The organism is Caballeronia sp. INML3B, from assembly GCF_023631305.1.
In the GTDB taxonomy this organism is placed as follows: Bacteria; Pseudomonadota; Gammaproteobacteria; order Burkholderiales; family Burkholderiaceae; genus Caballeronia; species Caballeronia turbans.
On record NZ_JALQDI010000081.1, the window covers coordinates 113,523 to 134,206 of the forward strand.

At 63.3% G+C, this 20,684-nt stretch carries 18 protein-coding genes; 4 read left to right on the forward strand and 14 right to left on the reverse strand.

Annotated features, from left to right (window positions below):
* Positions 1-20 precede the first annotated feature (20 nt).
* From fabG to NCS58_RS32820, 3 genes are read right to left on the reverse strand one after another with little or no spacing between them, the layout of a single operon-like run.
* On the reverse strand, positions 21-761 hold the full coding sequence (gene fabG, locus NCS58_RS32810; protein WP_250477948.1) for a 3-oxoacyl-ACP reductase FabG: 741 nt from the start codon (positions 759-761) through the stop codon (positions 21-23).
* Positions 762-784: 23 nt separating this feature from the next.
* Positions 785-2,128 (reverse strand): MFS transporter, encoded by a 1,344-nt coding sequence (locus tag NCS58_RS32815; protein WP_250477949.1) that lies wholly within the window; start codon positions 2,126-2,128, stop codon positions 785-787.
* A gap of 47 nt (positions 2,129-2,175) precedes the next feature.
* Positions 2,176-3,114, reverse strand: a complete 939-nt coding sequence (locus NCS58_RS32820; protein WP_250477950.1) for a 3-keto-5-aminohexanoate cleavage protein — start codon at positions 3,112-3,114, stop codon at positions 2,176-2,178.
* 140 nt (positions 3,115-3,254) lie between these two features.
* On the opposite strand from NCS58_RS32820, the gene NCS58_RS32825 reads away from it, so the two are divergent.
* Positions 3,255-4,280 carry an AraC family transcriptional regulator gene (locus tag NCS58_RS32825; RefSeq protein ID WP_250477951.1) on the forward strand — a complete coding sequence of 342 codons (1,026 nt, stop codon included), beginning with the start codon at positions 3,255-3,257 and terminating at the stop codon, positions 4,278-4,280.
* Between the two features lie 94 nt (positions 4,281-4,374).
* Here the strand turns inward: NCS58_RS32825 and NCS58_RS32830 are convergent, their stop codons facing one another.
* Complete coding sequence (locus NCS58_RS32830; RefSeq protein ID WP_061118664.1) at positions 4,375-5,364, reverse strand: D-2-hydroxyacid dehydrogenase family protein; 990 nt, start codon at positions 5,362-5,364, stop codon at positions 4,375-4,377.
* A gap of 31 nt (positions 5,365-5,395) precedes the next feature.
* Positions 5,396-6,757, reverse strand: a complete 1,362-nt coding sequence (locus NCS58_RS32835) for an MFS transporter (RefSeq protein ID WP_061118665.1) — start codon at positions 6,755-6,757, stop codon at positions 5,396-5,398.
* Positions 6,758-7,026: 269 nt separating this feature from the next.
* On the opposite strand from NCS58_RS32835, the gene NCS58_RS32840 reads away from it, so the two are divergent.
* Complete coding sequence (locus NCS58_RS32840) at positions 7,027-7,770, forward strand: alpha/beta hydrolase family protein (RefSeq protein ID WP_250477952.1); 744 nt, start codon at positions 7,027-7,029, stop codon at positions 7,768-7,770.
* A 13-nt stretch (positions 7,771-7,783) separates the two neighbouring features.
* On the opposite strand, the gene NCS58_RS32845 is transcribed toward NCS58_RS32840, so the two are convergent.
* From NCS58_RS32845 to NCS58_RS32870, 6 genes are read right to left on the reverse strand one after another with little or no spacing between them, the layout of a single operon-like run.
* Positions 7,784-8,719: a hydroxymethylglutaryl-CoA lyase gene (locus NCS58_RS32845; RefSeq protein WP_250539012.1), complete on the reverse strand. Its 936-nt coding sequence runs from the start codon at positions 8,717-8,719 to the stop codon at positions 7,784-7,786.
* An 11-nt stretch (positions 8,720-8,730) separates the two neighbouring features.
* Complete coding sequence (locus tag NCS58_RS32850; protein ID WP_250477954.1) at positions 8,731-10,092, reverse strand: MFS transporter; 1,362 nt, start codon at positions 10,090-10,092, stop codon at positions 8,731-8,733.
* A gap of 51 nt (positions 10,093-10,143) precedes the next feature.
* Positions 10,144-10,956: an enoyl-CoA hydratase/isomerase family protein gene (locus tag NCS58_RS32855; protein ID WP_061118668.1), complete on the reverse strand. Its 813-nt coding sequence runs from the start codon at positions 10,954-10,956 to the stop codon at positions 10,144-10,146.
* Entirely contained in the window at positions 10,953-12,122 is a 1,170-nt protein-coding gene (locus NCS58_RS32860; RefSeq protein WP_250539013.1) for a CaiB/BaiF CoA-transferase family protein, read from the reverse strand. The genes NCS58_RS32855 and NCS58_RS32860 overlap by 4 nt, the downstream gene beginning before the upstream one ends.
* The gene (locus NCS58_RS32865) at positions 12,119-13,864 is read right to left on the reverse strand and encodes a hydantoinase B/oxoprolinase family protein (protein ID WP_061118669.1); all 1,746 of its coding nucleotides are present in this window, start codon (positions 13,862-13,864) and stop codon (positions 12,119-12,121) included. The genes NCS58_RS32860 and NCS58_RS32865 overlap by 4 nt, the downstream gene beginning before the upstream one ends.
* Positions 13,865-13,868: 4 nt before the next feature.
* Entirely contained in the window at positions 13,869-15,914 is a 2,046-nt protein-coding gene (locus tag NCS58_RS32870; protein WP_250539014.1) for a hydantoinase/oxoprolinase family protein, read from the reverse strand.
* Between the two features lie 184 nt (positions 15,915-16,098).
* Between NCS58_RS32870 and NCS58_RS32875 the strand changes: the two genes are divergently transcribed.
* Together NCS58_RS32875 and NCS58_RS34290 are read left to right on the forward strand one after the other, a co-directional pair.
* Positions 16,099-17,052, forward strand: a complete 954-nt coding sequence (locus tag NCS58_RS32875; protein ID WP_061118671.1) for a LysR family transcriptional regulator — start codon at positions 16,099-16,101, stop codon at positions 17,050-17,052.
* Positions 17,042-17,173 (forward strand): hypothetical protein, encoded by a 132-nt coding sequence (locus NCS58_RS34290; protein WP_284502510.1) that lies wholly within the window; start codon positions 17,042-17,044, stop codon positions 17,171-17,173. The genes NCS58_RS32875 and NCS58_RS34290 overlap by 11 nt, the downstream gene beginning before the upstream one ends.
* Before the next feature lie 52 nt (positions 17,174-17,225).
* Here NCS58_RS34290 and NCS58_RS32880 read toward each other — a convergent pair whose 3' ends face one another.
* The 3 genes from NCS58_RS32880 to NCS58_RS32890 are packed head-to-tail and all read right to left on the reverse strand — an operon-like array spanning position 17,226 to position 20,307.
* The gene (locus tag NCS58_RS32880; protein WP_061118672.1) at positions 17,226-17,663 is read right to left on the reverse strand and encodes a hypothetical protein; all 438 of its coding nucleotides are present in this window, start codon (positions 17,661-17,663) and stop codon (positions 17,226-17,228) included.
* Positions 17,664-19,628, reverse strand: coding sequence for an RICIN domain-containing protein (locus NCS58_RS32885; protein ID WP_061118673.1), 1,965 nt, complete (start codon positions 19,626-19,628; stop codon positions 17,664-17,666).
* A 25-nt stretch (positions 19,629-19,653) separates the two neighbouring features.
* Positions 19,654-20,307 (reverse strand): SCO family protein, encoded by a 654-nt coding sequence (locus NCS58_RS32890; protein ID WP_250478010.1) that lies wholly within the window; start codon positions 20,305-20,307, stop codon positions 19,654-19,656.
* Positions 20,308-20,684: the final 377 nt, after the last annotated feature.

Below are 20,684 nucleotides of genomic sequence, written 5' to 3' on the forward strand. Positions count from 1 at the left end.
CGATTTCGATACCACGGCGGTCAAAGCGTCATGCCGCCAGACACTTCGATCACTGCGCCATTGATATAGCTCGCCTCGTCGCTCGCCAGAAACGCGTAGACGTTCGCGACCTCCTCTGGCGCACCTAGGCGGCCCAGCGGCACCTGTTCACGCATCTTGTGCAGAACGTCTTCGGGGATCGTCGAAAGAATCGACGTATCGATGAATCCGGGGGCCACGGCGTTGACGCGAATGCCCTTCGGGCCGAGCTCCCGGCTCCATGTCTTCGTGAAGCCGATCACACCGAATTTGGACGCGGCGTAGTTGGTTTGCCCAAAGTTGCCATAGATGCCAACGACCGAACTCGCATTCAGAATGACACCCGAGCCTCGCGCGATCATCTCCTCTGCGACGGCCTGGCTTGCATGAAAGACGGCCCGCAGATTTACGTCGATCACCGCATCGAACTGATCGAGGGTCATCTTCTGCAGACGAGCGTCGCGCGTAATGCCTGCATTATTCACAAGCACGTCGATTCGACCGAAGCGCCTGATCACGCTCGCGACCACCTCGTCGACGGCGAGCCGATCCGTCATGTCGATGCAGTATTCCGCCGTCTCCGCACCCGCTTTCCGGCAAGCCTGCGTCACTTGCCTGAGCGCTGACTCATTGACATCGCACACGACAACCGCCGCACCTTCCTGCGCGAACTTGCGAGCGGTCGCTGCGCCGATTCCCTGCCCCGCGCCCGTAATGAGCGCGACTTTCCCTTGTAGTCTCATTTTTTTCCTTGCGGGTCGATCGTTCAAGAATGCATTTCGGCAGCACTGCCCTTTCCAAGCGGGTGCGACGTTTCGGTCTCGCGGCGAATCGCCTTTGCGAACACCGGCACGAGCAGCAGACCGAGCAACGACGCCACGAGAATGATGTAGAAGCCGGAATCGCTACGTCCCGTCACGGTTTCAGCCAATCCGAACAGGTAGGGTCCAACGAACCCGCCGATAAGCCCGATCGTGTTGATGAACGCAAGCCCTGCCGCTGCCTGAATGCCGTGAAGGCGCTTCATCGCGATGGCCCAGTACGATGGCAACACGCCTCCGGCAAAGAAAGCCGTGACCGCAAGGAGCACCATGCGTGCCGCAGGATTCGATGTGGCGATGAACGCGCACGCACCGGCAATGAGCCCCACCGTGAGCATGCCCAGGTAAGCGCAGTCATTGCCGTAACGCCGATGAATCCGCGGAAGAATGAGCACGCCCAACAGGAAACCGAGGCCGACGCTCGCGGCAAGCACGCCCACGAGAAACGGCGACTTGACGTGCATCTGCTGAATCATCGAGGGCGCAAAAAAGTAGAGCCCGACGAACGCCACCTGGTTCAGAAAGTAGATCAGGCCCATCAGGACAGTCGTGGGACGCTTCAACGCCGCCATCCAGTCGGAAGACGTGAGCTCCGGATGCCCTTGCGCGTCAGCGGCTGCGCGTGATTCCAGCGCCTGCGCTTCCTCGGCGGACAGCCAGCGGGCGTCGCGCGGACGCTCCGGCATCTTGAAGAAAAGCAGAATGCCGACCAGAACGCTGGGAATGCCCTCGATCATGAACATCCACTGCCAGCCATGAAGGCCGCCGAGCCCATTCATTTGCATCAGGGCTCCGCCGAGCGGACTGCCGAGCATCAACGCAAGCGCCGGCGCGATATAGATCCAGCCCACTACGACAGGCTTGTCGTTCGGTGCGAACCACAGCGTGACCATGTACATGAGCGCAGGGAAAAGCCCCGCTTCAGCGATGCCCAGCAACACACGCAGTACGTAGAACGACCACTCGCCTTGCACGAACATCATCGCGGTGGAGAGAATGCCCCACGTCACCGCGATTCTCGCGATCCATCGCCGCGGCCCGATTCTGTGCGCAGCAAGATTGCTGGGCACTTCGAGCAAGGCATAGCCGATGAAGAAGATGCCCGAACCCAATCCATACGCGGCGGCACTGATGCCGACATCGACTGCCAGTTGCGCTTTCGCCAACGCGACGTTCGTGCGATCCAGAAACGACATGAAGTAGATCGCGCACATGAGTGGAATGAGTCGCCGCATCGCTTTCCGGGTCGCGGTGTGATGCAGCTTATCGAGGTTGTCGATGATGTTCATTGTGTCTCCGGGATGGGTCTGCGCCCTGTCTACGAATATCGAAAGTCTTACGGTGTAACCTTGTCGCGCCCCTTCAATCCCAGCATGGCGCGCGCATCGTCCGGCGTCGCTATTTCAAACGACAGTTCTTCGAGGATTCGACGGATCTTGCGCACTTGCTGCGCGTTCGACTCGGCCTTCACGCCCTTCGCGATGTACACGCTGTCTTCCAGCCCGACGCGGACGTTGCCGCCGAGAATCGCGCTCATCGTGACCAGCGGCATCTGATGACGGCCTGCGCCCAGCACGGAGAAGTGATAGTTCTCGCGTCCGAACAGGCGGTCGGCCGTTGCGCGCATCACGGTCATGTTCTCCGGATCCGCGCCGATGCCGCCCAGGATGCCGAACACCGACTGAATGAAAAACGGCGGCTTGATCAGGCCTTGATCGACGAAATGCGCGAGATTGTAGAGATGCCCGAGGTCGTAGCATTCGAACTCGAAGCGCGTGCCTCGACCTCCGAGCTCGAGAAGGATGCGCTTGATGTCTTTGAAGGTGTTGCGGAAGATCATGTCTTCCATGCCCTCGACATAGCCCTTTTCCCACTCATAGCGCCAGGACGATACCTTGCTTGCAAGCGGATGGATCGAGAAGTTCATCGACCCCATGTTGAGTGAACACATCTCGGGCGCCGCTTGCAGCGGATAAGCGAGCCGCTCCTCCAGGGTCATGCGCGTGCTGCCGCCTGTCGTGATGTTGATGACCGCGTCCGTTGCCTCTGCGATGGCGGGGACGAATTCGCGAAAGACGTCGGGGCTGGGCGTGGGACGCCCGTCTTTGGGGTCGCGCGCGTGGAGATGAATGATCGCCGCTCCGGCTCGAGCGGCGTCGATCGCCTGGTCGCGGATTTGCGCGGGCGTGATCGGCAGATGCTCCGACATTGTCGGGACGTGAGTGGCGCCGGTGACTGCGCACGAAATGATGACCTTGCGGCCTGTATCGCTCATCGGGAAAGTCCTCGTCTCCGTTTGCATTCAGCGCCTTCTCGCACGTCAGTGGCGCCTTGTGACTCAAATCTTATTGAGGTAGCATCTTCGAGAAAAGGTCTTTTTCGGACACTCGCGAGTCCTCAGAGGACAAGAGAAACATGGCCACTATCCGCCCGCCGCTCAACGAACGCATGTTCGCGCCCTACAAGATTGCCGCGCTGGTCGAGGTGCTCGCGGAGCAGGGCATCGCACCCGAAGACAGCCTGAGCGGCTCGGGTGTCACGGTTGGCGAATTGCAGGACGCGTCCGTCCTCACGTCCGTCGGACAGTATGCGACCGTCTGCAGGAACGCCGTGTCGCTGGGCTGCGATCCAGCTACGCCTTTCAAGGTCGGACGCAAATTGCACCTGTCCGCCTACGGCATGTATGGCTACGCGCTCATGTCGTGTTTGTCGTTGCGCGACTACTTCAAACTGGGCGTGAAGTATCACCGGCTGGCGACGCCGACCGTCGCGATCGAATGGACGGAGTATCCGGACCGCATGGTCTGGACGTTCCCCGATGCGTTTACGTCGAGCCCGTCCCGTGAACTGCGCGAATTCATCATCGAGCAGCAATACACGCAGCACGTGACGCATCTTCAGGACGTCGCCGGCGGTATATGTCCGCCTGTGAAAGCGTGTTTCTCGTATCCCGCGCCCGCGCACGCGGACATCTACCCGGACTATCTTGGATGCGAATGTCTCTTCGGGCAGGCGCAATGCGAGTTGATCTACGACAGCGCGATACTCGAGCGCAAACCGCAACTCGCTCACCCTCTCACGACGGCAATGCTGCAAGAGACTTGCGATCGATTGATTGGACAGGCGAAGACATCGAGCGGCGTCTCGGGCGAGGTGTATCAAAGTCTGATGGCCACGCCCGGCTCCTTTCCCGACATGGAGAGCGTCGCGAAGTCGATGCATCTCACGTCGCGAACCTTGAGGCGGCGACTTGACGAAGAAGGTTCGTCGTTCCAGGCCATCGTCGATGATGTCAAACGCTCGCTCGCGCTCGAATACCTGAAGACGACGAAGATGAGCACCGAGGACGTTGCGATGCTGCTCGGCTTCAGCGATGCCGCGAATTTCCGTCGCGCGCTCAAACGCTGGACGGGAAAAGGCACCGAGGCGCTACGTCATTGAAAGCATGACGATGCCTGATGCGCGAACGCCTTCGCTCGTCCGGATGCGGCGACTTCGGATACGTCGCCGCCGTCGGCATGGGGAACGAAAGTCGCTACGCGCCTTGCGTGATGTAACTGATTTCGCGTTGCGCAGGCGTCAGCACACGGACAGGCGTACCTGCGATCCAGGCGCGAATGTTTTCAACCGACTCGCCGTAATAGATTCGATAAGACTCATCGGTGACGTAGCCAATGTGGGATGTCGCGATGACATTGTCCATCGATCGGAACGGATGCTGCGGCGGCAACGGCTCCTGATCGAAAACATCGAGCGCGGCGGCCGCGATCTGTTTCTCGCTCAGCGCATCGATCAGCGCCTTTTCGTTCACGATCGGTCCGCGCGCGGTGTTCACCAGCAGCGCGTGCGGCTGCATCATCGCCAATTCTTTCGCGCCGATCAGATTGCGCGTCCGGTCCGAAAGGCGGACGTGAATCGAAAGGATGTCGCTCGCGGCGAGCAGTTCCTCCTTGGAGACATATGAAGCGCCGAACTTCGCGGCCGACTCTTGCGTCATGTTCTGGCTCCATGCGATCGTGCGCATCCCGAAAGCCTGGGCGACTCGCGCGGTCGCGCCACCGGTATAACCCAGACCCAGAAGACCGATGGTTTTGCCATGCAGGTCGCCGCCGACCGATACCTGCCAGCCTCCCTTCCTGAACGATGCGACTTCACGCGGAATGTGCCGCGTCGCGGCAAGAATAAGCGCCCATGCAAGTTCGGCCGCGGCCGTCGGCGAGGATGCGGTCCCGCACACCGTTATGCCCAGTTCATGGGCCGCTTCGATATCGATGGCTGCGTTCCACGGCCCCGTGCTTGCCAGCAACTTAAGATTCGGCAGCTTCGACAGGACGCTACGCGTGAACCAGGTGCGCTCGCGCATCACGCAGAGGATGTCGTAGGGACGCAGACGCTCGACCAGTTCGCTCTCTTCACTGATCGTGTTCGTGATGACCGTGATGTCAGCGTGTTCGCGCAAGCTGTTCCAGTTTCCGAATCGAAGCGCGGTGTTCTGGAAATCATCGAGAATGGCAATGTTATGCATAGGTCCTGGCCGGTTCCTTTCGAGGTGCGGATCAAAGCCGCGCTTGCGTATGACGTCTGAAGCCGAGCAGCATGACGAGAATGCCCGACACGAGTATTGCCGTCATCACGTAGAGGCCGCTGACGAGCGTTCCTGTCGCGGTCTTGAGCCATCCGATGACGAACGGACTGCAAAAGCCACTGAGCAAGCCGATGCAGTTGACGAAAGCGATGCTCGTCGCTGCCGCCGGCGATCCGTTCAGGTAATCCGCCGCGAGCGACCAGATAAGGACGTTGGTCGCGAAGATGCCCACGCAGGCAATCGTCAGCAGCCCAACGGTCAAGGCGGGGGAGTTCGTCGGATGCGAGACGAGCAACAAGGCGACAGCGCCCACGAAACCCGCGATGGCCGCATGCCAACGCCGCTCGAGCATTCGATCCGAGCTTCGGCTGATCGCGACCATGCCGATCGCCCCCATGCCGTACGGTATGACGGAAAGCCATCCGAGCAGAGAGAGATTCGAAATGCCCGAGTCCTTCATGACGGTCGGAAGCCAGAAGGTCACCGAATAGGTTCCGCAGACAAACGCGAAATCGATGAACGCGAGCATATAGACCTTGGGGTCCGAAAGCGCCTCCGCGAGCTTCGCATGACCGTTGTTTCCGGCCTTGCGCTTGCGCTCCATCTCGACTTGGAAGGCCTGGCGAAGCACACTCTTCTCCGCTTCAGTGAGCCATTTCGCCTTGTCGATGTTATCGTCCAGCAGGAATAACGTGACGAGACCGAGCACGACCGCCGGCAGCGCCTCGACGATATAAAGCCACTGCCATCCGGCGAGATTGGCGACATGAGCAAGACTCGTCATCGCCCATCCGGACACAGGACCGCCGACGAGACCCGCGACCGGAAACCCCACCATGAAGCACGCGATTATCACGCCGCGCCTTCTTTCCGGAAACCACGAACTCAAGTAGAAGATCACGCCGGGAAAGAAGCCCGCCTCGAACACACCGAGCAGCAATCGCACGATATAGAACTGGGTGACGTTCGTCACGAACGCGGAGCACGCCCCGACGATTCCCCAGCAAATCATGATGCGCGCAATGGTTCGCTTCGCGCCCATGCGCCTGAGCAGCATGGCGCTCGGCACTTCCAGCAAGCAGTATGAGAGAAAGAAAATGCCGGCGCCCAGGCCATACACGCTGTCGCTGAAGCCGAGCGCGTCCTGCATCTGCAGCTTTGCAAAGCCGACGTTGATGCGATCCAGAAACGCGACGACGTAACACACGAAAAGCAAGGGCACGATGCGCAGCGTGACGCGCAAGTAGAGCGATCGATCATGCGCGTTTGCAGTCGATCCGGACTGAAGCGCATCGGCTGACGCCGGCTCGGAATTTAGAACGGACTCGTTCACTCGCTGTCTCCATGTTTTACGGCGTGGGCTAACGTGATCGACGCACTCCTCTTCCATCCCCAACATGCTTCGCCAGTCTAAAAAGAATCGATGCGCAAAGATAATGAAAAGTACAGATCAGGTGAGACGCGCGGGTTATATCGGTGATAACCAGTAATCAGCGGCGCTTGGAGCTTTTGTTATCGGTTGCGTAGCGGCTTTATCTCTGCGACGATTGACCGGGCATGTGTCATTCATCCTCTCGCGCACGAATTCATCAGGAGACCGACTTGAAAGGCAGCATACAGAACAACAACTTCGTCCTCGTTCACGGCGCCTGGCACGGCGGCTGGGTCTGGCGACCCGTCGTCGATGAACTGATCGGGCGCGGCCATCGCGTCATCGCCCCGACCATGACCGGCCTCGGCGAACGCCATCATTTGCTTGCGTCGGTCACGTCGCTCGATGTGAATATCGCCGATATCGTCAATGTCATCGAAGCGGAGGAACTGAACGACGTCGTGCTGGTGGGCCACAGCTATGGCGGCCTTGTTGCATCGGGCGTCGCCGATCGCATTCCCCACACGCTGCGCACGCTCGTATTCCTCGACAGCCTGCTCGTGCAAAGCGGCCAATGCGCGTTCGATATCCTGCCTGCAAGTGTCGTAGACGAGCGCATGGCGTCGGTACGGGCAAGCGGCCAGTCGCTCGCGATGCCCGTCAACGGGTTGAAGGGCACCGGCATACCGGACGATCATCCGCGTGCCGGCTGGGTGCATCGGCGGCTCACGCCGCATCCGCTTGCGACCTACACCACGCCGCTCATGCTCGAACATCCGCTCGGCAATGGGCTGCCTTGCACCTACGTGCATTGCGCGAATCCGTCGTACGACACGCTCGCGCCCGTGCGCGAGCATATCCGGTCGCAACATCCGGGCTGGGGCTGGGAGAGCATCGACACCGGCCACGACGCGATGGTCCTCGCGCCCGCCCTGCTTGCCGATCTGCTCGAACGGCTCGCGGCAGCGTCCTAGCCCGGTAAGCGGCTCATGCAGCGATCGCCTCCCGATGCACGAAGGTCTTCGGCAAACCCGCGCGGGCGATCGCGCCCGTGAACGGCTCGCCGGGCAGCCATCCCGCGATGGTCTCGCGAATCGCCAGCAGCCGGTCAATATCGATGCCCGTGCGCAGGCCTTGCGCTTCGAGCATGAACACCGTGTCCTCGGTATTGATGTTGCCCGTCGCGTTCGGTGCGAACGGACAGCCGCCGAGCCCGCCGAGCGATGCATCGAACGCACGCACGCCTGCATCGAGCGCGGCCATGACGTTCGCGAGACCCAGACCGCGGGTGTCGTGCAAATGGCAGGCAACGGGCAGTTGCCCCGCAAGCGCCAGAACCCGCTTCATGAGCGCACGCACCCGCGCGGGATTCGCATAGCCAACCGTGTCGGCGATGGTGATCTCTTGCGCGCCGGCTTCCATCAGCGATTCGACGAGCCCGAGCACGATGCGTTCATCGACCTCGCCCGCGATGGTGCAGCCGAACGCGGTCGCCACGCCCGCGCCGAGCACGACATCGCCGCCCAGCTCGTGGCGCGCCGCCGCGATTCGCACGAAGTCCTCGACCGACTCCGCCGTGCTGCGCCGCACGTTCTTCAGGTTGTGCTCGTTGCTCGCGGACAGCACGTAATGCACCTTGCGCAATCCCACGTCGAATGCGCGTTGCGCGCCCTTCAGGTTGGGCACCAGCGCTGCGGCGTGAAGCCCCTCGATGGCGAGCGCGCCCGTCGCGACCTCGACCGCGTCCGCGAATTGCGGCACGACTTTGGGCGGCACGAACGACGTCACTTCGATATCGGTCACGCCGGCATCGACCATTCGCGCGCACCATTCGAGCTTCTGCTCGCTCGTGAGTATCGTGCGCACCATTTGCAGCCCGTCGCGCAAGCCGACTTCGCGAATCTGCACATCTTTTTCGATCATGTCTGCTCCATTCAGATCGTCGCGTCCGCGACTGCATCGTTGCTTTCGTCCGTATGGCCGACGCCAGCCGCTGCGGCCGATGTCGCCGGCGCGAGCACCACTGCCGCAATTGCGCCGAGCACCATCAGCAGCGCGATCGCGCCGAGACCGCCGACCATGCTGTTGGTCATCGTCTTGATCGAGCCGATGATCATCGGGCTGACGAAACCGCCGAGCAGACCCACGCAATTGATCACCGCGACACCGCCCGCCGCGCCGCTGCCGCGGATGTAATCCGTCGAGATCGCCCAGATCAGCGGGTTGGGCGCGAGGATGCCCGCCGTCGCGACCGAGAGCGCCACCAGCGACAGCGCCAGATTGCCCGTCGTGAATGCCGCGACGACGAGGCCGGCCGCGCCGAACACCATCGCAACGGCGCAATGCCAGCGCCGTTCCATCGTGCGATCCGAATGACGGTTGAGCATGATGAGCGCGACCCAGCTCACGAAATACGGGATCGCGGAATAGCAGCCGATCTGCAACGCGCCCGACACCCCCGCGCTCTTGATGAGCGTCGGCAGCCAGAAGCCGATCGCGAACACGCCCGCGATCTGCGTGAACCACACGAAGCCCATCACGTAGACGCGGAAATCCCTCAGCGCGCGGGCGAAAGTGTGCTCCGCATGCTTCGTCGACACGCTCGAGCTCTTGCGAATGTCGGCGAGCACGACGGCCTTCTCGTTCTCGGTGAGCCATTTGGCCTGCTGCGGGCCGTCATCGAGAAAGAAGAACGCGACCACCCCGAGCACGCTCGCGGGCAGGCCTTGCACGATGAACATCCACTGCCAGCCGTGCAGCCCGAAGTAGCCGTTGAAGTACGTCATGAGCGCGCCCGACAAGGGCCCGCCGAACAGGCCCGCGATGCCGGTCGCGCAGGTGAAGATGGCGATCACCTTGGCGCGACGCTCGACCGGATACCAGCGCGTGAGATAGAAAATCACGCCGGGATACAGCCCCGCCTCCGCAAGCCCGAGAAAGAAGCGCACGGTGTAGAGATGCGAAGGCAGCGTGACGAACGCCGTGCCCGCCGCGATCAAGCCCCACAGGATCATGATGCGCGAAAAGGTGCGCTTCACGCCGATGCGCGCGAGCAGCAGATTGCTCGGCACTTCCATCAGCACGTAGCCGAGAAAGAAGATGCCCGCGCCGATGCTGTAGGTGAGATCGCTGAAGCCTACGTCATGCTTCATGTCGAGCTGCGCGATACCGATGTTGATGCGATCGAGGAACGCGAACACATAGCACAGGAACAGAAAAGGTATAAGCCTGCGCGTGATCTTGCCGTACGTCGCTTCGGCCGTTGGCCCGTCGAAGCTGCCGATGTCGGGTGTCATGTCTGTCTCCTCCGGTGAGTCCGGGTTTTTGGGTCGGCCGTGCAGTCGAGGTTAGCGGCCCTGGAATCGGGGCGAGCGTTTCTCGTTGTAGGCGCTGATGCCTTCGAGACGATCCTCGGTCGGAATCAGCCGGTTGTACGCTTCGATTTCCAGATACAGCCCGGTGCGCAGGTCGCCCTGCATGCCGAGGTCGATTGCCTTTTTCGCCTGCGCGACCGACAGCGGCGCGCTCGTGCAGATGTCGCGCGCCGCGTCGATGGCATCGGCGAGCACGCGCCCCGGCTCGCACAGCCGGTTGACGACGCCCCACGCGAGCGCTTCGTGCGCCGTGAATTTCGCGCCGCGCAGAATCAGTTCCTTCGCGCGCCGCATGCCGATGGTGCGCGGCAGTTGTTGCGTGCCGCCGCCGCCCGGCATGATGCCGCGTTTGACCTCCGTGAAGCCGAATACCGCGCTTGCGCTTGCATACGCGAAGTCGCAGGCGAGCAGCAGTTCCAGTCCGCCCGCGACCGCCGAGCCGTTCGCCGCGCAGATGATCGGCACCGGGCAATAGGTGATCGCGCGGTTCATGCGCTCGAACAGGTAGTGCTGCACGCCGAACTGCTCGTCGGTCATGCCTTCGCGTTGCTTGAGGTCCGCGCCGCCGCAGAACGCACGCTCGCCCGCGCCCGTGAGGATCACGCAGCGATACAGCGCCGGGTTCGCTTCCAGCGCGCCGAATACCCGGATGATTTCCTCGCCCATCGTGGTGCTGATCGCGTTCGAGACTTCCGGGCGATCGAGCTTGACGACGAGGATCTGTTCGTCGATTTCTTCGAGCGTCAGCGTGTCGAGCGCGCCGACCAGTTGCGATGCAAGTTTCAAGATGTCTCCAGTGGCGTTTTCGCCAGCAGATGATTATGTTCGCCGAGCTTGGGCGTCACGCCCGTGTGCGCGGGCCGCGCGCCGCCGAACGAGATCGGCACGCCGACGACCGTCGCCGCGCCATCGTCGGTGGTGAGCAGCAGGTCGAGCGCCCTGGTCTGCTCGTGCTCCACGACCTGATCGATGGTCTGGATCGGGCCGCACGGAATGCCGGCCCGGTCGAGCGCATCGAGCCAGTGCGCGATGCCCTGCTTGCGGAACTGCGCATGCAGCAAGTCGATCAGCTCGACCCGGTTGCTCACGCGCGCGCCGTTGGTGACGAAGCGCGGGTCTTCGGCGAGCGCGGGGATGGCAAGCACGCCGCACAGGCGATGAAACAGGCGGTCGTTGCCCGCGGCGACCATGATGGTGCCGTCCGCGCATTCGAAGGCCTGATGCGGCACGATCGCGGCCGTCCCCGATCCCCAGCGCCCCGGCAGCACGCCCGAGGCGAGATAGTCGGCGATCTGGATGCCCGCCCAGCTGATCGCCGTCTCGTACAGCGACACCGACACGACTTCGCCCGCGCCCGTCGCCTGACGTCTGAAGAGCGCGGCGAGCACGCCTATCGCGGCCCATAGCCCCGTGCCCATGTCGTTCACCGACACCGGAATGCGCGACAGCGGCTCGCCCGGCTGGCCGAGGAAGCTCATCAGACCGGACAGCGCCTGCACGAGCGGATCGTAGCCGGGCTTGTCGCGCAGCGGTCCCGCCGTGCCGAACGCGCCGAGATTGCAGTACACCAGCGACGGCTTCATGCGCAGCATCTGTTCGCCACCGAGACCGTATTTCTCCGTGCCGCCCGCCTTCAGGTTCTGCAGCACGACATCGGCGCGGCGCGCGATCAGCTCGCGTAACGCCTGGGCTTCATCGGGATTCGACAGCGACATCGCGATGCTCTGCTTGCCGTGATTCACCGCATGAAACAGCGCGGCCGCGCCATCGACGAAGGGCGGGCCCCAGTCGCGCGCGTAATCGCCGTGTTCCGCGCTTTCGATCTTGATGACCTCGGCGCCCAGCGAACCGAGGATCATGCCGGCGTATGGCGCGGCGAGACTGTGGCCGATCTCGATCACGCACACGCCCGCGAGCGGCAGGGGCTGGCTCATCGTTTCATGCGTGCTCATTGCGCCGCCACTTCGAACGGCGCGTCGGCCGCTTGCTCCGGCGCCGCATCGCGTTGCCCGTATAGTCGCGCCGCCGCATCCGCGCTGATGTAGCCATCGGCGACATCGGCATCGATGCGCGCCTGCTCGCGTTCGCGCGGATCGCCATAACCGCCGCTGCCCGCGGGCTGCACCGTCACGCGATCGCCGCGATACACGACCGTCTGCCCGCCCTTCGCCGCAACCTTGTGTTCGCTGCCGTCGGCGCGCTCGACGACGCACTGGAAGCGCGTGCCCGGCTGGCCGCCGAAGTGGCCTTCGGGCGCCGAACGTCCGCGTTCGCCGGAGACGGTGAAGGTGGCTTCGTCATATTCGACGCGATACACGCGCCGCGATGTCAGCCCGCCGCGCCGGCGGCCCGCGCCGCCGCTGTCGGTGACGAGCGACCACTCCTCGACCATCAGCGGCGACGTCGCTTCGATCATCTCGACCGACTGGCTGCCCGCGTTGCCCACGTAGACGCGCACGCCGCTCACGCCGTCCTTGCCCGCGCGCGCGCCCATGCCGCCCGCGTGGACATCGTGCATGGTGACGAATTCCTGGCCGGTGCGGGCAACGCGCGCCGCATCGGTATCGCGTCCGCTGAAAATGCCCGCGCACGACGCGCAGTTGCTTTGTCCGGTGATGCGCTCCGGCACCGCGGGCGCGAGCGCCTTGAGCAGCAGGTCGATCACGCGCGGCGAGGTCTCCGTGTTGCCCGACACCACCGACGCCGGATAGCGGCAGTTCAGCACGCTGCCTTCGGGCGCGATGATCGTCACCGGCCGATAGCAGCCCTGGTTGATCGGGATGCCCGGATCGGTCAGCGCCTTCACGGTGAACCAGGTGCTGTTGCACGTCACCGATAGCGGACAGTTGATGCCGCCGCGTGCCTGCGGTCCGGTGCCGGTGTAGTCGAAAGTGATCTGGTCGCCCGTCTTGGTGATTTTCACCTTGAGCAGCGGACGCTCCTGCTTCCAGCCCGGCGCTTCGATCGGATCGAGATACTCTTCCGCTTCGTAGACGCCATCGGGAATGCGCGCGATCTCGGCGCGAATCAGCTTCTCCGAGTGATCGAGGCTCTGGCTCATCACGTCGCGCAACGCATCGGCGCCGTACTTCGCCACCAGTTCGCCGATGCGCCGGTCGCCCACGAAGGTGCCCGCGTATTGCGCCTGGATGTCGAGCAGCAGTTCGTGCGCGTTACGGCTGTTTCTCGTGAGCAGGTTGAGCATGTCCTGCACCGGCTCGTCGTTGCGATAGAGAAACACCGGCGGAATGCGGATGCCTTCGGCGAACACGTCCCACGTCGTGACCGTATAGCTGCCCGGCGACTGTCCGCCGATGTCCGTCCAGTGGCCGCGCGTCATCACGAAGGCGACGATCCTGCCGTCCGCGAACACGGGCCGCGTGAATTGCACGTCGGGCTGATGATTGCCGCCGCCCACGTAGGCGTCGTTGCTGACGATGACGTCGCCGGGGCGCAGATTGTCGCGCCCGACCGCTTCCACCGACACGCGCGTCGAGATGACGGCCGAGCCGAGCATCGTCGGAATGTCGTTGCCTTGCGCGACGAGTTGCATGTCCGCGTCGAAAATGGCGGCCGACGAATCGCCGCTCGCGTGCATGAGCGGGCTGCCGGCGGTGCGCATCATCGCGATCTTCATTTCACGCGCGACCGCGAAGAGACTGCTGCGAATGATTTCGTAAGTAACGATGTCCATGAATTCAGGCTGCCAGTTCGATGACGAGGTTGAGATCGGGATCGACGCGCGCGACATGCGACGCCTTCAGCACGGCGCAACTGCTGTGCTCTTCGATGACCGCCGGCCCCTGGATGGTCGCGCCGACCGGGATCTGCGTGCGCGCGAATACCGGCAGGGTGCGCGCGCGGTCGTCGAAATAAACCTCCCGGGTGCGCACCGGCTTCGGCAGTTCGCCGCCATCCGCGCTCGCGACGCAGCCGCGCCAGCCGGTCGTCGCCACGAGTTGCAGGCGCACATTGGCGATCACCACCGGCTTGTCCTTGCTGACGAAGTTCCATTGCCGCAGATGCGCGTCCTCGAAGGCCTGCGCGAGCGCTGCGCGGATGCCCTGCGCCTCGCCCTGCACTTCGACGGTGATGACGTCGGGCTGGCCCGCGTAGCGGCAATCGGCGAGGCGCACGACCTTCACGTTCCGCGCTTGCACACCGTGACGCCGCAACTCGTCCATGCCTTGCGCGGTCAGGTCTTCGAGCGCGGCGTGCAGGGCCGCGCCGTCGAGCATCGCGAGATCGCTTTCGAGCGGACGCTGATAGTCGTATTGCTGATCCGCGACCGTCATGCCGAACGCGCTGAAGAGACCCGGCAGCGGCGGGATGACCACGCGGCGGATGCCCATTTCGTGCGCCAGATCGACCGCGTGCACGGGCCCCGCGCCGCCGTAGCAGATGTAGGAGAACTCGCGCGGATCGTAGCCGCGCTCGACCGTCATGATGCGGATGGCCTGAGCCATCAGCGCATTGGCGACCGAGCGCACGACCTGCGCGGCTTCGGGCACGGAGACGCCGAGCGGCCTCGCGATGACTTCGTCGACGACGCGCCATGCCGCCTGCGCATCGAGCTTGAATTCGCCGCCGAGAAAACTGTCGGGATCGATATAGCCGAGCACCAGATTGCAGTCCGTGACGGTCGGACGCGTGCCGCCGCGTCCGTAGCACGCGGGACCGGGGTCCGCGCCCGCGCTCTCCGGTCCGATGCGCACGCCGCCGCCCGCGTCGATCCACACGATCGAGCCGCCGCCCGCGCCGACCGAGTCGATGTCGATGCTGGGCGAACGCACGGTGTAGGTATGCAGCAGGCTCTTGTTGCGCAGTTCGGGGCGGAAGTCGCGGATCAGCGAGACGTCGAAGGTCGTGCCGCCCATGTCGCCGAGGATCGCGTTCTTCAGCTCGCTCTTCTCGCAGTTGCGGATCGCCGCGGAGACGCCGCCCGCCGGACCCGATTCGAGCAGCACGATGGGCTTGTCCGCGACCATCGCCGGACCCGCGAGACCGCCGTTCGACTGCATGAAGAGGAACTCGCCCGCGAAGCCGTGTTGCGCCAGCGCACTGATGAGCCGCCCGATGTAGCGTCCGCAGACCGGGCCGAGCATCGCGTTGATGACCGTCGAGCTCGCGCGCTCGTATTCCATCGATTCGGGGTTCACCTCGTGCGATGCGCAGACGAAATGATCCGGCAACAGGCGGCGCAGCGCATCGACGGCTTCGCGTTCGTGCCGCGGATTGACGTGCGCATGCAGAAAGCACACGGCGACGGCTTCGACATCCGACGCGCGGATCTGATCGGCGAGCGCTTCGAGTTGCGCATGATCGAGCGGCGTTTCGACGCTGCCGTCATGGCGCAGGCGCTCGTTCACTTCGAGCCGCCAGCGGCGCTCGACGAGCGGACGCGGATTGTCGAACAGCAGATCGTAGAGATCGGCGCGATCGTGGCGCGACACGCGCCTCAGTTCGAGGATGTCGCGAAAGCCGCGCGTGGTGACGAGCGCCGTCTTCGCGCCGGTGCCCTCGACGACCATGTTGGTCGCCATCGTCGTGCCGTGCCCGAGAAACGAAACGTCGGCGCTGTCGGTGCCCGACAGTTCGAGAATCTTGCGGAAGCCTTCGATGGTGCCGATGACGCGATCCTTCGGCGTCGTCGGCACCTTGGTCGACCAGATGCGCCCTGTCTCATCGTCCACCATCACGACATCGGTGAAGGTGCCGCCGACATCGAGTCCGATTCTTTTCAATTTGCCTCTCTCCTGTGATGCGTGATTTCCGGTTCGCTTGCTCACGCCGCGTGTATTCCGGCATGATCGAGCCGCGCCGTCGAGCGCCGGGCTGCGACGAACATCGACGAAACCAGTTTAAAGAGGCATCGATGCGGCCAGATAATGAAACCTTCCGATCAGGTGAGACGTTGGAGTTATATCGGTGATAACCAGTATCGATGCGATATTGAGGCGGCTGCGCGGCAATCACGTCGCGCTTCTGATCGCGCTGGACGACCACGGCTCGCTGCGAAAGGCGGCCCAGCAGGTGTCGCTCTCGCAGCCCGCGACGACCAAGTCGCTGCGCGAAATCGAGGCGATGTTCGGCGCGGAGCTGTTCGCGCGATCGCCGCGAGGCATCGTGCCGAACGAACTCGGACGCTGCGTCATCCGTCATGCGCGCGCCGTGCGTTCCGAGATCGGCGCGCTGCGCGACGAGCTTGCAGCCATCATGCGCGGCGGCGGGGGCATGCTCGCCATCGGCGCCGTGATGGGCTCGATGCCCGAGTGGCTCGCGCCCATACTTCGCTCTTTGCGGGAAGTGCAGCCGGACGTGTCCGTCGAGGTCTGGGAGGACAATAGCGCCCGCCTGTTATCGATGCTCGATCAGCGTCTGCTCGATCTCGTCATCGGACGGCCGAGCATCAGCGTCCACCCGGAAGCCTACGATTTCATTCCGCTCGAGGTCGAGGAAGTGTGTCTGGTGGTGGACGGCGCCGATCCGCTCGCGAGCGTGCAGCGTCTGTCGCTCGCGGAGCTCGCCGACAACCCGTGGATCGTGCCGCAAGCCGCGCTGCCGATGCGCTCCCTGCTCGAACAGCTCTTCGACGACGCCGAGGTTCCCTTCCCGCGTTACGCCATCGAGACGTCTTCGACATTTGCCACGTTGTCGTTGCTGCGAGCGAGCGAGGGCACCGTCGCATTGATGCCGTTGAAGGTCGCGCAATACTTCCAGGTGCACGGCATGATGGCGGTGCTGCCGATTCGCATAGAACGACGCGGCGCGCCATACGGCATCGCCACGCGTCGCGGGGCCACGGCGACCGCGCCGGTACAGAGGTTCATCGAGCTATGCAAGCAGAAGCGGGACGAGCAGCCTTGGCGCAATGACATTTGAATCGAATCAGCCGCCGACGATCGCACCGATCAGCGCGGTGCTCAATGTGGCGAGCGAGGGCGCTGCATTCGTGACGGGGCAGATTCTCACCGCCGATGGCGGCAAGACCGTGACCTTCTAACACGGCGTTCTTGAGAGAAGCCGTCAACAGGCGGCCGAAGGCCAGACTACGATCATCGACGCACGACGAAGCGCCAGAGCGCCATGCACTGCGCATCGGTCATCCGATAGTGAGGCATCGACTTGCCAAGCAGGACGCCCGCCGGGTCGATGCCGTCTTTGACCGCCCGGCAGAAGGACGTCGCGTCATAGTGACTGATCGGCCCGCCCCGGCGACTTGTCGCGCCGAGCAGGGCGTCGTGTGTCAGCGGCGGCGCGAAGGCCGAAGCCTTCGACGTGCCTGTGTGGCAATTGACGCATCGGGTCGTCCAGGAAGGTAGCGGACGATCGTCGTCGCGCAAATGCGCGGACATCGGATGCTGCCCGCTGAAAATTGCACACCCTAGGTCGGCCCGATCGCACGCGGCCTCGCCGCGGGCAAGCGGTGTCAGCGCGAGGAGCGCAAGGCCGATCGCGATGGCCTGTGTTGCAGAGTGGTATCGCCGCACCATTCAATGCACGCGCAATACGCGCGAGACGCTCGGCACCCCGTTCGAGTTCAGCGCGAACAGCATGTAATAGCCGGGGACGACGACGCCCGGATCGGAAGGAATGTTCAAATGAAATTCGCCCGCGGTACCCACGCTGAATGTCAGCGGCACGCGTCGCTGCTCGTTGTTGAGCGAATGCGTGGAAGACGAGGAGCGCATCAGTACGAATGAGCGCACTGCCCTGCTGGCCGTCACCACGATCGTCGTGCCGAGCTGCGCGTCCGACGGAACGGACGAGAGGCTCGGCCGGGACGCGGCAGACCCGTCCGAATTCAGCAGATACGGCGGCGTCAATATCTCCACGTCGGTGTGATTGGTCGCGCATGATCCGCACAGTCCGCCGCCGCCGCTCAGCACGCGTCCGTCGTTCAGGAGCAGCGCCATGCTGTGATAAGTGCGCGGCACGGCCTGCGGGGCGAGCGGGGAAAACGAATTGGTCGCGGGGTCCCACAGCTCCGGGGTGAGCACCGCGTTGTCGTCCGAGAAAGGCGCAGCAAACGTCTGCCCGCCGACCACGACGACCTGTCCGTTCGGCAGCACGACGCTGTTGTTGAACGCGCGCCGGTAGCTCATCGGCGCAATGGTCCGCACTACGGCGTTTCCACTGCTGATGTCGATGAGCGTTGCATTGGCGGTGGCCGGCGATTGATCGTAGCTCGGCGCGCCACCGACGGTGAGAATCTTGCCGACGTCGTACATGACCGCGTTGCCGTTCATGGCATCGTTGTCGCTCCCGCGGTTGCCGGCCGCGGTCACGCTGCCGTTGCCGGCCGTATCGAACCAGTGCATGGCCCGGCTCGGTCCCGCGTGAAACACGCGTCCATCACCGACCGCGAACATCCATGCGTGATTGTCGGCGCGAAACAGACCGCCGGCGTCGTTCGTGAGGATGTAGTCGTCCGTGATGGCGCCGTTGATCCGCCAGCCCGAACCCGCGGTCCAGGTTTCACCGCTCTTGCCTCCGAGCCCGCCGCTCCACGAGCCGCCCACGAGGAACACGTCGCCGTTGCTCAATGTCACGCTGCCCTGATAGCCGCGCGCGATGTTCATCTGATCGCTCGCGGTCCACGAATTAGTCGAAGGCGAATAAATGCTGGTCAGTTTCGCGGTCGATCCGCCGGTCACGAAAATCCGGCCATCAGGAAGGTTGACGATGCCCGGGCAGAACATGTCATGTCCGGTATTGGTCACGATCACTTGCTGGCTCCTGCCCGTCGACGGATTGAAGATTGCCGTATACGTCCTGCGCGGCGGGTTCGCCCCCGGGGTGAAGTCGAGCGCGCTGTCAGCCGACCAGACCAGCACGTTTCCATTGGGCAGATTTGCGGCCTGCAGCGGAACGAGCGGCAGCGTGATGGGCGCCGTCCACTTCGAAGGCAATGCGGTTTTCTGCGGCGGCAAGCCGCTCACCATCCACGTCTGTGTCGCACCTCCATTGCACGCCTGCTGCCTCAACTGGGCACCCTGGGAAGTCGTGCTCGCCGCGCTCACGCATAAGCCGCTATGCCCCGCGACGATTGCGTAGCCCGCGCCTTGCGGCATCAACGTGAAGGCCTGATTCAAGCCACCATTGCAGGTCCACTGGATGATGGGGCCGCCCGGACTCAGGCTTTGGCCCGACACGTCCATGCACAGGCCGCTGTTCTGGTTGACGAGGGTGTACCGGGCGCCGGTCGCAGACGGGAGCCATTGCTCGTTTGCGCCGCCCCAGCAAGTCCAGGCGATCACCGGTGCGCCCGGTGTCGTCGACTGGCCGCTGACGTCCGCGCACAGGTTGGTGCCGCTCACGGTGACGGGAGCCGCGGTTTGCGCGCGCACACTGAGCGATACGCCGGACAACGCGAGCGATAACGCGATCAGCAGCAAAAAGCGCATGCATCGGACGAGCAGGCTGGGCGCGTGTCCCGTCGAATGAATTTCTGGCATGGTTGCTCCCCGTACATGAGGCTGGTTATGTACGTGCAAGCGCGCCGAGCACATCGCAGATGTCGTTGACGCGAGGAAGGTCGGCGCTTCGCCAGCGCAGCATCGCGTTGGCATCGAAGCAATAGACCTGCGTGGAATGGTCCGCGATGTCGCCGAGGGGCGTCTTGCTGCCCGACAGCGCCACGCGCACCCGGTCTACATCTGAAAGTGCTGGCGTCGCTGCATTCCACGCGGGACCGGCCTGAAAACGCTCGAGCCAGGCGCGCAATGCGGAGGGTGAATCGGAAAGCGGATCGATTCCAATCGACAACAACTGCACGGGATGACGGGCGCGGATTCCCGGGATCCGTTCCTGCACCGTGCTGAAAAGCGCGCCTTGCAGCGGGCATACGGTGCCGCAACCGGTGTAGATCGTCTGCAGTGCGGTTACACCCTGGTGCAGCATGTCATTCAGCAGGCGCTTCTTGCCGGTCTGGTCGACGAGCCAGGCATCGTCGAGACGAAGCGGCGGCGTGACGAGTCCGAGGCCGCCATGTTGCGCGAATGCGATGGGACTTACCGCACCAAGAGCGAGCGCGGCCATGTCGCAAAGCATGGAACGGCGGGTCAGCGAAGGCGCACGCATCCCGGATTTCGCGCAGTCCGGCAGCTTGTCGCGGCTGACCTGCATCGTACACATCGGCACTATGATGACCCTCGTTTCGAGCGCTCAGGGTGTGAACCGCACTGCGAACTTCCAGTAGGACGTGCCCGCGAAGACATGTCGCCGCCGCCCGGCCCTTTCGTATTGCGATGATCTTCGATCGAAGATTAGCAGCCCAAATCTGCGACAAAACTTCGTCTCATGAAATGAATAGATAAATATGTGCACTTGGACACATTCGTTTTTTAGAGCCGGAACAACTCGTCGAGCAGACCGATTTTTTTCTATATAAGGATGGCTTACTGGCATTGCTCTTTGCAGGACCGGCGAAGGGCAATAATGGACTTTCGAGTTTCTGAAATGGCAACTGGCGATGCACGTCAGGGACGTAATGAATCTTTCAAAACTTCCCG